The sequence below is a fragment of the Streptomyces iranensis genome (genome assembly GCF_017874715.1).
GTDB lineage: Bacteria > Actinomycetota > Actinomycetes > Streptomycetales > Streptomycetaceae > Streptomyces > Streptomyces iranensis.
The window spans coordinates 285399-298812 of record NZ_JAGGLR010000016.1 but is presented as its reverse complement, the minus strand read 5'-3'; the positions used below and the strand labels follow the sequence as shown (position 1 = coordinate 298812).

Below are 13414 nucleotides of genomic sequence, written 5' to 3'. Positions count from 1 at the left end.
ACGCCCGGTTACATTCCGAACCCGGAAGCTAAGCCTTTCAGCGCCGATGGTACTGCAGGGGGGACCCTGTGGGAGAGTAGGACGCCGCCGAACAATCTTTGAAGGACCCTTGGTCCCAGCGTGCATGCTGGGACCAAGGGTCCTTTTGTTTTTGCTGGGCCCGCATCGGCGTGACCGGTGCGGGAGAATGGCTGAAGTACATGAAGACAGGAGTCACGCCGATGTCCACCAACTCTCCCGACGACCGGTCGGGCCGCGAGCCCCGGGGCCGGGAAGCCGGCGACCGGCGGGAGGCCCGCGGCTCCGGGCCGCGCCGCGACGGCGGTCGTGGTGGTTTCCGGCGTGACGACCGCCGCGATGAGCGGCCGCGCGGGCCACGCCGCGATGATGACCGTGGCGGGTTCCGCCGTGACGATGACCGTGGTGGCTTCCGCCGCGATGACCGGCGGGACGAGCGTCGGGATGATCGCCGGGACGACCGGTCGCGTGGCCCGCGTCGGGACGATGAGCGCGGAGGCCGCCCCGGCGGCTCTGGGCGCCGCGATGACCGGGGTGGCCGCCCCGCTGGGCGTTACGAGCGCCGTGACGACCGGCGTGATGACCGCCGTGACGATCGTCGTGACGAGCGGCCGCGTGGGCCTCGGCGTGATGACCGCGACGGTGGCTCCCGCCAGGGCGGTTTCCGACGGGACCGTGACGATCGGCCGGGCTTCCGCCGTGACGATGACCGAGGTGGCTACCGGCGCGACGACCGCCGGGATGAGCGCCGCGACGGGCGCCGTGATGACCGTGGTGGGTTCCGCCGCGATGACCGTGATCGTGACCGTGGCGGCCGGGGCGGCGGCTCTGAGCGCCGGGATGAGCGGCCTTCGTATCGTCGTGATGATGACCGTGGTGGGTTCCGGCGGGATGACCGGCGGGATGAGCGGCCTTCGTACCGTCGTGATGATGACCGTGGTGGGTTCCGGCGGGACGAGCGCCGGGATGAGCGGCCTTCGTATCGTCGTGATGATGACCGTGGTGGGTTCCGGCGGGATGACCGGCGGGATGAGCGGCCCTCGTACCGTCGCGATGACGACCGCAGTGGGTTCCGGCGGGACGAGCGCCGTGACGATCGTCGGGATGACCGTCGTGACGAGCGACCGCGTGGGCCTCGCCGTGATGACCGGGACGGTGGCTTCCGGGGTGGTCGGGACGACCGCGGGCCGCGTCGTCCGTACGGTCAGGGCCGGGGCCGCGACGACCGGCGCTCCGGCGGCGGTGGGTTCAATCGCCGTGACGACCGCAGCGGCGGCTACGGGCGTCGCGAAGAGCGTGGCAGGGACCGCGACCGCGAGCCGATCAAGCGGCTGCCGATTCCCGAGGACGTCACCGGCGAGGAGATCGACAAGGGCGTGCGGCAGGAGCTGATGAGCCTGCCGAAGACCCTCGCCGAGGACGTCGCGAGGAACCTCGTCATGGTGGCCAAGCTGCTGGACGACGAACCCGAGCGGGCGTACCAGTACTCGCGCGTCGCCCTGCGGCTCGCCTCCCGGGTGGCCGCTGTGCGCGAGGCCGCGGGCTTCGCCTCGTACGCCGTCGGGAAGTACGCCGAGGCGCTCGCGGAGTTCCGCGCCGCGCGCCGGATGACCGGCAACTCCGAGCTGTGGCCGGTGATGGCCGACTGCGAGCGCGGTATGGGCCGTCCCGAGCGGGCGCTGGCCATGGCCGGTGAGCCGGAGGTGCAGAAGCTGGACCGGGCCGGTCAGGTCGAGATGCGGATGGTGGCCGCTGGCGCCCGGCGTGACATGGGCCAGGCCGACGCCGCCGTGGTCACCCTGCAGAGCCCGGAGTTGGCCTCGAACTCCATCCAGCCCTGGACCGCCCGGCTGCGCTACGCGTACGCCGACGCGCTGCTGGTGGTCGGCCGCGAGGACGAGGCCCGCGAGTGGTTCGCCAAGGCGCTCGAGGCCGATCAGAGTGGGAGCACGGACGCGTCGGACCGGCTCGCCGAGCTGGACGGGGTCGAGTTCGTGGACGCCCTTGACCCCGAGGAGGCGGCGGACGGCGACGCTCGCCAGCCCGTAGAGGAGCCGGAGGCCGAGGAGTCGAAGGTCGCCGAGCTCCTGTCCGGCGAGGACATGGTCGAGTCCGAGTCCGAGTCCGAGCCGGAGTCCGACGAGCCCGAGGCCGACGATGCCGGGGCCGATGGCGCCCAGGGCATCGAGCCGGTGGCCGAGGCCACGTCCGAGGGTCAGGCAGCCGCGCCCGACGAGGACAGCGACGGCCGCTGATGCCATGACATGAGGGGGCGGGATCCCGGACCGGGATCCCGCCCCCTTCGCATGTCCGCTCGCGTATCTGCCCCCGAAGGGTTCACCCCAGCGTCAGGCTCCGCAGCACCAGCCCCGTCGCGGGCTTCGGCCCGAAGGACGTCGACTTGTGGGGCATCGCGACGCCCTGCCGCGCCAGCTCGTGCACGACGTCCTCGCGCACCGGATGCATCAGTACCGCCGTGCCGCCCAGCCGTTCCGCCTGCTCGACGGCCGCCGTCGGATCGTGGAGGTAGCCGATGTGCTCGGGTGTGTCCGGGACGTTCCACAGCTGGTCCAGCAGGGTGTGGTGGAGCACCGTCGCGTCCAGCGTCCGCCATGCCTCCGGGCGTCCGTCGGGGACCGTACGGGCCAGCAGCTCCGGATCCGGCCGGTCCAGGAGGTGGAAGTGGCCGTCTCCGGCCAGCAGGAAGGCGTTCGGAGCGCCTGGCTCGGCGCGCGCCGTCTCGACCGCCTCGGCGAGGGTCTCCAGGGCGCGCGGCAGCGGGCCGTCGATCGTCCGCACCCGGAAGGCGTGCCGTACCGCCGGGAGCGCTTCATCCGGGGCCAGTTGGCGGAGCAGCCGGTGGATGGCCCGGACCCGGAGCGGATAGCGGGCGGTGTCGACGAGCAGGACGAGCCCGAAGTCCCATGGGCCGGGCTCCCGTCGCTCCTCGCGCAACCGCAGATAGGTGGCCCAGCGGTGGTGGCCATCGGCGATGAGGGCCTGGTGGTGGCGGAGGTCGGTGGAGACTTCCACGAGGTCGGCGGGGTTCGTGACCCGCCACAGATGGTGGTCGACGCCGTCCTCGGTGGTCGTGGAGAGCAACGGCTCGCGCAGGATGGCGCGTTCGATGACCTGCGCCGCCCCGCCGGTCCCCTGCCCGGCGGCTCCGTTCCCTGAGGCCCCGTTTCCCGACGTCCCGTTTCCCGAAGCCCCGTTCCCGTTTCCGTTGCCGCGGTAGGCGAGCAGCAGCGGCTCCAGATGGGCGGCGGTGGCGCGCATCAGATCGGCTCGGTCCTCGACGATATGCGGCATGACGTCCTCATGGGGGAGGACGATGCCCTCCTCGCGGGGGCTCAGCCGCAGCGCGCCGATCAGCCCGCGCTGGACGGTCGGGCCGTCGCGCTGCTCGTAGACGTAGAGCGCGGGTTCGGGGTCCGGGGCGAGCACCCCGTCCGCCTGCCAGCGGCGCAGCGTCTCGGCGGCCTTGCGATGGCGGGCCTCCGGGGTCCCGGCCTGCGGCAGGATCAGCCGGACGATGTTGTACGGGTCCGCCGTCTCGAGCTCGCGCAGCCCCTCGGGCCTGACCACCACGTCGTAGGGCGGTGAGGTGACGGCGGCGAGACTGCCGACCCGCTCCGCGACATAGCGCAGCCCCCGGAAGGGGGTGAGCTGCAGACCTTGTCCGCCAGGCCCTGGAATGCTCATCAGTGAATGTTATGCCCCGCGCGGCGATACGCGATGATCGGGGGAGAAGCGCACAGATCTGCGAGGAGTGGCCCCCATGAACCAGCCCGTCCGCACCCGGCCCGAGTCGAGCCGGCAGTCGCTGAACGAGGCGTACGACACGGCTCTGCTGGACCTCGACGGGGTGGTGTACGCGGGCGGCGAGGCCATTGACCATGCCGTGGAGTCGCTGGTCACCGCGCGGGACGGCGGAATGCGGCTGGCGTATGTGACCAACAACGCGCTGCGGACGCCGGAGGCGGTGGCCGAGCATCTGACCCGGCTCGGGATGCCCGCCACCCCCGACGACGTGATCACCTCCGCGCAGGCGGTCGCCCGGCTGATCTCCGAGCAGCTGCCGAAGGGGGCGCGGGTGCTGGTGATCGGCGGGGAGGGGCTGCGGGTGGCGCTGCGCGAGCGCGGGCTGACGCCGGTGGACTCGGCGGATGACGACCCGGCGGCGGTGGCGCAGGGGTACGGCGGGCCGGACATGCCCTGGGCGCGGCTGATGGAGGCGGGGTACGCGGTGGCGCGCGGGGTGCCGTGGTTCGCCTCCAACCTGGACCTGACGATTCCCAGTGGTCGGGGCATCGCCCCGGGCAACGGCGCGGCGGTGGAGGTCGTACGCATCGTGGCGGGCACGTCCCCGCAGGCCGCCGGGAAGCCGCTGCCGCCGATGCACCGGGAGACGATCCTGCGGACCGGCGCCCGGCGGCCGCTGGTGGTCGGGGACCGGCTGGACACCGATATCGAGGGTGCGTACGCGGGCGGGGTGGATTCGCTGCTGGTGCTGACCGGGGTGACCACGCCCGCACAGCTGCTCGCCGCCGAACCCGGGCACCGGCCGTCGTATGTGGACCGCGACCTGCGGGGGCTGCTCATCCCGCAGCCGGAGGTGGCGCACGACGGGGAGTCGGGCGGCTTCCGGTGCGGGGACTGGGCCGCGCGGGTCGAGAACGGCGCGCTGGTGCTGGAGGGCGGGGGCGAGGAGCCGCTGGACGGGCTGCGGGCGCTGTGCGCGGCGGCGTGGTCCGAGGCGGGGGACGGTGTGAGCGGCGCGGACGCGGGGAAGGCTCTGGCCCGGCTGGGGTTGTGACCCGCCGCGGCTGAGGGGCTGAGCCGACGAGGTTGAGGCTCCGCGCTGACGCGGCTGGGGCTCCGTGCTGACGAGGTTGGGGCTCCGAGGCGAGATGACTGGGCTTCGAGGCGAGATGGCTGGCCTCCGAGCCGAGGTGGCGGGGGCTCCGAGCCGATGAGGGCTGTGAGGCCGAACTCGTGCTCCGGGGAGCCCGCATGGATGCGGCCAGCGCGACTTAGGGTAACCTAACTTAACCTGAGTTCTGATCGGCCGTGCTGTGAGGTGGAGTTCCGCGTGACCCTGGTCAGTCCGGCGAAAGCCGGGACCGAGACAGCGAGCGCGCCGCCCCGGCGGCGCACCGCGCGCCGTGCGACCGGACTGGTCGTCTCCCTGGGCGTGCTGCTGGCGATCGCCGCGGCGTCCATCGCGATCGGCGCCAAACCGATTCCGCTGGACCAGGTGTGGCACGGACTGTTCCACTACAGCGGCAGTGACACCGATGTGGTGATCCGGGACGTACGGCTGCCGCGCACCATCCTCGGGCTGCTCGTCGGCGTCGGCCTCGGTCTCGCGGGCGCGGTCATCCAGGCCCTCACCCGCAACCCGCTCGCCGACCCCGGGCTGCTGGGGCTGAACGCGGGCGCGTCCGCCGCCGTCGTCTCGGCCATCAGCTTCCTCGGCGTCACCTCCCTCACCGGCTATGTGTGGTTCGCGTTCCTCGGCACCGCCGTCGTGTCCGTGCTGGTCTACGCGCTCGGCGGCAGCCGGAGCGCCACCCCGGTGCGGCTCGCGCTCGCCGGGATGGCGGTGTACGCGGCGCTCTACGGATACGTCAACGCCGTGGAGCTGCTGGACACCGCGGCGCTCGACAAGATGCGCTTCTGGACGGTCGGTTCACTCGCCTCCGCCAATATGACGGTGGTCCGGCAGGTGAGCCCGTTCCTCCTGGTCGGCGTCGTACTGGCGGTTCTGCTGGGCCGTTCGCTGAACGCCGTGGCGCTCGGCGACGACACGGCCCGCGCGCTCGGCAGCAACCTCAACCGCACCCGGGCGCTCTCGATGATCGCGGTCACCCTGCTGTGCGGGGCCGCTACCGCCGCCTGCGGGCCGATCGCGTTCGTCGGGCTGATCGTGCCGCATCTGGTCCGCGCGCTCACCGGGCCGGACATGCGCTGGATCCTGCCGTACGCCGCGGTGCTCTCGCCCGTTCTGCTGCTGGGCGCCGATGTGATCGGGCGGTTGGTCACCCGGCCCGCGGAGCTCCAGGTCGGCGTCGTCACCACCTTCCTCGGCGGGCCCCTCTTCATCTACCTCGTACGTCGCCGAAGGATGGCCCAACTGTGAACGCGAGCAAGCGCACCGCTGAGTCCGGGACGCGCGGGATCACGCTGCGCACCGGCGGTCTCTCGCTGCGCCTGGACGTCCGCGGCGCGGTCGTGGGGCTGCTGCTGATCGCCGTGGCGCTGGTGATGGGCATCGTGCTGATCGGCACCGGCGACTTCCCCATCGCCCCCGCCGATGTGGTGCGCACGCTGCTCGGCAACGGCACCGTGGCGCAGGACTTCATCGTCAACGAGCTGCGGCTGCCGCGGGTGCTGGTGGGGCTGCTGGTCGGTGCGGCCCTGGGCGTGGGCGGGGCGATCTTCCAGTCCGTCTCCCGCAATCCGCTGGGCAGTCCGGATGTGATCGGCCTCGGCCAGGGGGCGGCGGCCGGGGCGCTCACGGCCATCGTGCTGGTCAAGGGCGATCCGAACGTGGTCGCCACCGGGGCCGTCCTCGGCGGGGTGCTGACCGGATTGGCCGTGTACGCGCTGGCCTGGCGGCAGGGCGTGCACGGCTATCGGCTGGTCCTCGTGGGCATCGGCACCTCCGCGACGTTCACCGCCGTCAACGGCTATCTGCTCACCCAGGCCCGCCATGAGGACGCGGCCCGTGCGGTGATGTGGCTGACCGGCTCGCTGAACGGCCGCGACTGGGACCAGGTCTGGCCGCTGCTGGCCGTCTGCGCGGTACTCATGCCCGTGGTCCTCGGGCAGGCGCGGAACCTGCGGATGCTGGAGATGGGCGACGACAGCGCCTACGCCCTCGGGGTGCGGGTGGAGCGGACGCGGATGGTGCTGATGGGCGCGGCCGTGCTGCTGGTCGCGTCCGCCACGGCCGCCGCCGGGCCCGTCGCCTTCGTATCGCTCGTCGCCCCGCAGCTGGCCCGCAGGCTCACCCGCTCGCCGGGTCCGAACCTGCTCCCCGCCGCCTGGATGGGCGCCACGCTGCTGGTCACCGCCGACTGGGCCTCCCAGCGCGCCTTCGGGGCCGATCAGCTGCCGGTGGGGGTGCTCACCGGGATGCTGGGCGGCGCCTATCTGCTGTGGCTGCTGGTGACCGAGCGCAGGGCGGGGCGGATATGACGACTGTGGACACGACCCGGACGGAAGACGGCATGGACAAGGACAAGGACACCCGGCAGACCGTGGCTTCCAGCACGAGTGGCACCCAGGACCAGCGGCAGCGGCAGCGGCTCATGGCGGAGGGGCTGACCCTCGCCTACGACCGGCGCACGGTCGCCGAGAAGCTGTCCGTGACCATCCCCGACCACTCCTTCACGGTCATCGTCGGGCCGAACGCCTGCGGGAAGTCGACCCTGCTGCGCGCCCTGTCCCGGATGCTCAAGCCGGCGGCCGGATCGGTGCTGCTGGACGGGCAGTCGATCGGCTCGCTGCCCGCCAAGAAGGTCGCCCGCACCCTCGGGCTGCTGCCCCAGTCCTCGATCGCCCCGGACGGGATCACCGTCGCCGACCTGGTCGCCCGCGGCCGCTATCCGCACCAGGGGCTGCTGCGGCAGTGGTCGGAGACGGACGAGCGGATCGTCGACGAGTCGATGGCGGCGACCGGGGTGGCCGAGCTCGCGGATCGCTATGTCGATGAATTGTCCGGCGGTCAGCGCCAGCGGGTGTGGATCGCGATGGCCATCGCCCAGCAGACCCCGCTGCTGCTCCTCGACGAGCCCACGACCTATCTGGACATCCAGCACCAGATCGATGTGCTGGACCTGTGCGCCCAGCTCCACGAGGAGCAGGGCCGCACCCTCGTCGCCGTGCTCCACGACCTGAACCACGCCGCCCGCTACGCCACCCATCTGATCGCGATGCGGGGCGGGGAGGTCGTCGCGGAGGGGGCGCCGGCGGACGTGGTCACGGCGGAGCTGGTGGAGCGGGTCTTCGGATTGCGCTGCCAGGTGATCGACGACCCGGAGACGGGGACGCCGCTGGTCATCCCGGCCGCTCGCAGGTCCCGTACGGCGCGGGTGGAGGCGCCTCTGGCGACCGTCGCGGTGAGCGAGTCCTGAGGGGCGGCTCGGGGTGGGGGCGCCCGCCGGAGCAGGGCTCGGGCCGGAGCAGCGCTCGGGCTGGAGCAGGGCTCGGGCTGGAGCAGGGCTTGGGCCGGTGCAGGGCTTGGGCCGGTGCAGGGCTTGGGCCGGAGCCGGGCTCGGGGTGGGGCTTGCCCTCGACGGAGTGGGGCGTTTGCCTAGATCAGCTTCCGCAGCCGCAGCAGGTCGCGCAGCCCGGCCTCGAGCTTGATCCGTCCGGCGCCCCACGCCCGTGCGAAGTGCAGCTCGCCGTCGACCAGGGCCACCAGGTCGTCGCCGGTCATCGCCAGCCGGATCTGCGCACGCTCGGCCGGGGGGCCCGAGGCGGTCGTCACATCCTCGATCCGGCTGTCCACGAGACGGCCGATGAAAGTGGTGTCCAGATCGGTGATCCAGCAGCTGACCGAGCGATCGAGCGCGGCAGCGCTGCGAAGGTCCCCGTTCGCGGCCGCGAGGTTCTCCGCCAGTTTGTCGAGTGCGCTGCGGCACTGTTCCAAGGTCGCCATCGCGGACGACGTTACCCCAGGTCTCGTACGTCGGAGAATGAGGGATTCGCGGTAGCGTCGGGGCCATGAGTGAGCCGATGCCGGCCGGGTGGCCCGGCCCACAGCCCGGTCCGGCGGCCGAGGAGGCCCGGGAGGCCGCGCCGGAGCCGGTGCCCGAGGGAGCCGAGGGAGCCGAGGACATCGCGCCGGAGCGAGTGGCCGAAGTGGCCGAGGGGGCCGAGGGGGCCGAGGACGTCGCGCCGGAGTCGGTGCCCGAGGCCGGGCCCGAGCCGCCCGGCCCCGCCGATCCCGCCCCGCTCGGCGTGGACCGTACGCCCACCGGCGTCGCCGAGGTGGACGCCCGGCTGGCCCGGCTGGCCGACGCCGACCACCTCGGGACGAGCGGACATCTGGAGGTGTACGAGGATGTCCACCAGGGCCTGCGCGACACGCTGACCGCACTCGACCGGCGGCCCGGCCCTCCGGCGCCCGGCCCGCGGCCCCCGTCCGCTGCGTAAACGACCTCAGGAGCTGAACCACCCGTGGCAGTGACCCGTCCACGACGCGCACGACTCGACGCGGAGCTGGTGCGCCGCAAGCTGGCGCGCTCGCGTGAGCATGCCAGCCAGTTGATCGCGGCGGGCCGGGTCACCGTCGGCGGGGCGGTGGCGACCAAACCGGCCACCCAGGTGGAGACCAGCGCGGCCGTCGTCGTGATCGAGGACGACAGCGATCCGGACTATGTCTCGCGCGGTGGCCACAAGCTGGCGGGCGCGCTCTACGCCTTCAGCGAGGAGTACCGGAAGGGCGCGGGCGCGGGGCAGGACTCCGGGGTCCGCCCGGCCATGGGAGCCGGTGCGGGGCTGAAGGTCGCCGGGCGGCGGGCGCTGGACGCGGGCGCGTCCACCGGAGGCTTCACGGACGTCCTGCTGCGCGCGGGCGCCGCTCAGGTGCTGGCCGTGGATGTGGGCTACGGGCAGCTCGCCTGGTCGCTGCAGAGCGATGAACGCGTCAGCGTTTACGACCGTACAAACGTGCGCGAGCTGACACTTGAGCGGATTGGTGGGAAACCGGTGGACTTGGTGGTCGGTGATCTCTCCTTCATTCCGCTCGGGCTCGTCCTGCCCGCCCTCGTGCGGTGCGCGGCGCCCGACGCCGACCTGGTGCTGATGGTCAAACCACAGTTCGAGGTCGGCAAGGAGCGGCTGGGCAGCGGGGGAGTGGTCCGCAGCGCCGAACTGCGCGCCGAGGCGGTGCGCACGGTGGCCGGGCGGGCGGCGGACCTGGGACTGGGGGTGCTGGGCGTAACGGCCAGCCCGCTCCCGGGGCCGTCGGGTAACGTCGAGTACTTTTTGTGGATGCGCGCCGGGGCGCCGGCACTGGACCCGGCGGATGTTGACCGTGCAGTGGCGGAGGGGCCCAGTTGACCACTTCAGAAGCAGCGCAGCAGAAGGAAGCAGTGCCCGAGCCCGGGGCCGGGGACGCGGTGGCGGCACCGGCGGTCGAGCCGATGACGCCGACGGCCGAGGCGACGGCGGACCGTACTGTCTTCCTCCTCGCGCACACCGGCCGCCCCGCGGCCATCCGCAGCGCCGAACTGGTCGTTCAGGGGCTGCTGCGCAGCGGAATCGGGGTGCGGGTGCTCGCCGCCGAGGCGGCGGACCTGCCGCTGCCCCCCGCTGTCGAGCGCGTCGACGCGGACCGCGACGTGCTGAACGGCTGTGAGCTGCTGGTCGTCCTCGGCGGGGACGGGACGCTGCTGCGCGGCGCGGAGTTCGCCCGGGTCTCGGGCGTGCCGATGCTCGGCGTGAACCTCGGCCGGGTGGGCTTCCTGGCCGAGGCCGAGCGGGACGACCTCGACAAGGTCGTGGACCGGGTGGTGACCCGGCAGTACGAGGTCGAGGAGCGGATGACGATCGATGTGCTGGTCCGCAACGACGGGCACATCGTGCACACGGACTGGGCGCTGAACGAGGCGTCGGTCGAGAAGGCCGCGCGTGAGCGGCTGCTCGAGGTGGTCACGGAGGTCGACAACCGTCCGGTCTCCCGGTTCGGCGGCGACGGCGTGGTCTGCGCGACCCCGACCGGCTCGACGGCCTACGCCTTCTCGGCGGGCGGGCCGGTGGTGTGGCCCGAGGTGGAGGCGCTGCTGATGGTGCCGATCAGCGCCCACGCGCTGTTCGCCAAGCCGCTGGTGACCTCGCCCAAGTCGGTGCTCGCGGTCGAGGTGCAGCCGCAGACCCCGCACGGGGTGCTGTGGTGCGACGGCCGCCGCACGGTGGAGCTCCCGGCGGGCGCGCGGGTCGAGGTGCGCCGGGGCGCGGTCCCGGTCCGGCTGGCCCGCCTCCACCACGCGTCGTTCACGGACCGCTTGGTCGCCAAGTTCGCCCTGCCGGTGGCGGGGTGGCGAGGGGCACCGCACTAGAGGGGCATCGCACTAGAGGGGCATCGCGGTAGGAGATGTCCGGCGGGTTGTGGCGCCTGCGGCGGGCTGTTCCCCTCCCCGCCCCTTCCCGAAACCGGGGGCTCCGCCCCCGGACCCCCGCTCCTCAAGCGCCGGAGGGGCTGGAAGGCGGGGCTCCGCCCCAGACCCCGGGATCCAGGGGCGAGGCCCCTGCCACGCGGCGGAGCCCCGCAACCCCAGCCTCTCCAGGGGGCACCTCCCAGCGGTAGCTGGGGGAGCTTGAGGAGCAGGGTGCGGGGCGGAGCCCCGGTTCGGGAAGGGGCGGGGTGGGGGCTTGCCGCCGGAGGCGCCCGCACCCCCACCCCGCCCCGGGCAGATGTGCGGGTGGCCCCCATAAGTGGCGCCCCTTCGTCGCATCGCACCGACCAAACCTCGTATGGTCGTGCACGTGCTGGAGGAGATGCGGATACGTGCGCTGGGCGTCATCGACGACGCGGTCGTCGAGCTGTCGCCCGGCTTCACGGCGGTGACCGGTGAGACCGGCGCGGGCAAGACCATGGTCGTCACCAGCCTCGGGCTGCTGCTGGGCGGCCGCGCCGACGCCGCCCTGGTGCGGATCGGGGCCAAGGCGGCGGTCGTCGAGGGCCGCCTTACGGTCGACGCCCGCTCGGCGGCGGCCGTAAGGGCAGAGGAAGCGGGGGCCGAGCTCGAAGACGGCGTGCTGCTGATCAGCCGTACGGTCTCCGCCGAAGGGCGGTCGCGCGCCCACGTGGGCGGCCGCTCGGTCCCCGTGGGGCTGCTGGGCGAGCTGGCCGACGACCTCGTGGCCGTGCACGGCCAGACCGATCAGCAGGGCCTGCTGCGGCCCGCCAGGCAGCGGCAGGCGCTGGACCGGTACGCGGGCGCCGCGGTGGCCGGGCCCCTGGAGAAGTACGCGGGGGCCTACCGTCGGCTGCGCGCCGTCTCGGCCGAGTTGGAGGAGCTGACCACACGGGCCCGGGAGCGGGCGCAGGAGGCGGATCTGCTGCGCTTCGGCCTCGAGGAGGTCGCGGCGGCCGAGCCCCGCCCCGGGGAGGACGAGGAACTGGCGGCAGAGGCCGAACGGCTGGGGCACGCCGAGGCTCTGGCGTCCGCCGCCGCCGTCGCGCACGCCGCCCTCGCCGGGAACCCGGAGGATCCGGAGGGCGTGGACGCGGCCACCCTGGTCGGGGGGGCCCATCGCGCCGTGGAGGCCGTGCGCTCGCATGACCAGGCCCTCGCCGGGCTCGCCGACCGGATCGGCGAGGTCGGCATCCTGCTGTCCGATGTGGCCGGGGATCTCGCGGGGTACGCCGACAACCTGGACGCCGACCCGATCCGGCTGGCGGCCGTCGAGGAGCGCCGCGCCGCGCTGACCCAGCTGACCCGTAAGTACGGCGAGACCATCGCGGACGTGCTTGCGTGGGCCGAGCAGGGCGCCGCGCGGCTGGCCGAACTCGACGGCGACGACGACCGCATCGGCGAGCTGACCGCCGAGCACGACGCACTCCGCGCCGAGCTGGGCGAGTTGGCGCAGGCGCTCACCGACGCCCGTACGGAGGCGGCGGGGCGGTTCGCGGAGGCGGTCACCGCCGAGCTGGCCTCTCTGGCGATGCCACACGCCCGGGTCACGTTCGCGATCCGTCAGACCGGGACGGAGGCGGACGGCATCGAGGTGGGCGGCCGCCCGGTGGTCTTCGGGCCGCACGGCGCCGACGAGGTCGAGCTGCTGCTCGCGCCCCATCCGGGCGCCCCGCCCCGGCCGATCGCCAAGGGCGCCTCCGGGGGTGAGCTGTCCCGGGTGATGCTGGCGGTCGAGGTCGTCTTCGCGGGCTCCGACCCCGTACCGACGTATCTCTTCGACGAGGTGGACGCGGGTGTCGGCGGTAAGGCGGCGGTCGAGGTGGGCCGCCGGCTGGCCAAGCTCGCCCGCTCCGCGCAGGTCGTGGTGGTCACCCATCTGCCGCAGGTCGCGGCCTTCGCCGACCGGCATCTGGTGGTCGAGAAGACCAACGACGGATCGGTGACCCGAAGCGGCGTGAAGGCCATGGAGGGCGAGGACCGCGTACGGGAGCTGTCGCGGATGCTCGCGGGCCAGGAGGACTCCGAACTCGCGCGGGCGCACGCGGAAGAGCTCCTGGAGGCGGCCCGCGCGGGACGCTGACCCTTCACACGACCCCTTCACACGACCCCATCACGCGACGCCGCACGCGATCCCTTCACACGACGCTTCACACGACCCCTTCACGCGACGTCTCACGCGATCCCTTGCGTGACGCTTCCCCCGAACCTGCACGCGACGCTTCCCCCACTCTTCATCCGAA

Annotated in this window: 11 protein-coding genes, 1 rRNA gene and 1 pseudogene; 11 read left to right on the top strand and 2 right to left on the bottom strand. The window is 73.1% G+C overall.

The window, feature by feature from the left end; genetic code table 11:
• The 3 genes and pseudogenes from rrf to J2Z30_RS28830 form a co-directional block, all read left to right on the top strand.
• Positions 1-93, top strand: a 5S ribosomal RNA gene (gene rrf / locus J2Z30_RS28840); the annotation flags it as partial.
• A gap of 521 nt (positions 94-614) precedes the next feature.
• Positions 615-1286 (top strand): annotated as a pseudogene (locus J2Z30_RS52140) (tetratricopeptide repeat protein); the annotation flags it as partial.
• A 108-nt stretch (positions 1287-1394) separates the two neighbouring features.
• Positions 1395-2273, top strand: a complete 879-nt coding sequence (locus tag J2Z30_RS28830) for a tetratricopeptide repeat protein (protein ID WP_044577466.1) — start codon at positions 1395-1397, stop codon at positions 2271-2273.
• 82 nt (positions 2274-2355) lie between these two features.
• Here the strand turns inward: J2Z30_RS28830 and J2Z30_RS28825 are convergent, their stop codons facing one another.
• Entirely contained in the window at positions 2356-3723 is a 1368-nt protein-coding gene (locus tag J2Z30_RS28825) for a DUF1015 family protein (protein ID WP_044577469.1), read from the bottom strand.
• A 76-nt stretch (positions 3724-3799) separates the two neighbouring features.
• Here J2Z30_RS28825 and J2Z30_RS28820 point away from each other — a divergent pair, with 76 nt between their 5' ends.
• The 4 genes from J2Z30_RS28820 to J2Z30_RS28805 all read left to right on the top strand — a co-directional run bounded on the left by J2Z30_RS28820 (position 3800) and on the right by J2Z30_RS28805 (position 8162).
• Complete coding sequence (locus J2Z30_RS28820) at positions 3800-4837, top strand: HAD hydrolase-like protein (protein WP_044577472.1); 1038 nt, start codon at positions 3800-3802, stop codon at positions 4835-4837.
• Positions 4838-5113: 276 nt separating this feature from the next.
• The gene (locus J2Z30_RS28815) at positions 5114-6163 is read left to right on the top strand and encodes a FecCD family ABC transporter permease (protein ID WP_044582110.1); all 1050 of its coding nucleotides are present in this window, start codon (positions 5114-5116) and stop codon (positions 6161-6163) included.
• Positions 6160-7224 carry a FecCD family ABC transporter permease gene (locus J2Z30_RS28810; protein ID WP_044577475.1) on the top strand — a complete coding sequence of 355 codons (1065 nt, stop codon included), beginning with the start codon at positions 6160-6162 and terminating at the stop codon, positions 7222-7224. Before J2Z30_RS28815 ends, J2Z30_RS28810 begins: the two co-directional genes overlap by 4 nt.
• Entirely contained in the window at positions 7221-8162 is a 942-nt protein-coding gene (locus J2Z30_RS28805) for an ABC transporter ATP-binding protein (RefSeq protein WP_372453321.1), read from the top strand. The genes J2Z30_RS28810 and J2Z30_RS28805 overlap by 4 nt, the downstream gene beginning before the upstream one ends.
• A 179-nt stretch (positions 8163-8341) precedes the next feature.
• Here J2Z30_RS28805 and J2Z30_RS28800 read toward each other — a convergent pair whose 3' ends face one another.
• A complete protein-coding gene (locus J2Z30_RS28800) occupies positions 8342-8689 on the bottom strand; it encodes a hypothetical protein (RefSeq protein ID WP_044577480.1) in 348 nt (115 codons plus the stop codon).
• Positions 8690-8892: 203 nt separating this feature from the next.
• Here J2Z30_RS28800 and J2Z30_RS51415 point away from each other — a divergent pair, with 203 nt between their 5' ends.
• From J2Z30_RS51415 to recN, 4 genes are all read left to right on the top strand, one after another.
• Complete coding sequence (locus tag J2Z30_RS51415) at positions 8893-9186, top strand: hypothetical protein (RefSeq protein WP_044582111.1); 294 nt, start codon at positions 8893-8895, stop codon at positions 9184-9186.
• Between the two features lie 30 nt (positions 9187-9216).
• Positions 9217-10095, top strand: a complete 879-nt coding sequence (locus J2Z30_RS28790) for a TlyA family RNA methyltransferase (RefSeq protein ID WP_044577482.1) — start codon at positions 9217-9219, stop codon at positions 10093-10095.
• Positions 10096-10178: 83 nt separating this feature from the next.
• Complete coding sequence (locus tag J2Z30_RS28785; protein ID WP_044582112.1) at positions 10179-11093, top strand: NAD kinase; 915 nt, start codon at positions 10179-10181, stop codon at positions 11091-11093.
• 415 nt (positions 11094-11508) lie between these two features.
• Positions 11509-13254 carry a DNA repair protein RecN gene (gene recN, locus J2Z30_RS28780; protein WP_209468878.1) on the top strand — a complete coding sequence of 582 codons (1746 nt, stop codon included), beginning with the start codon at positions 11509-11511 and terminating at the stop codon, positions 13252-13254.
• Positions 13255-13414 lie beyond the last annotated feature (160 nt).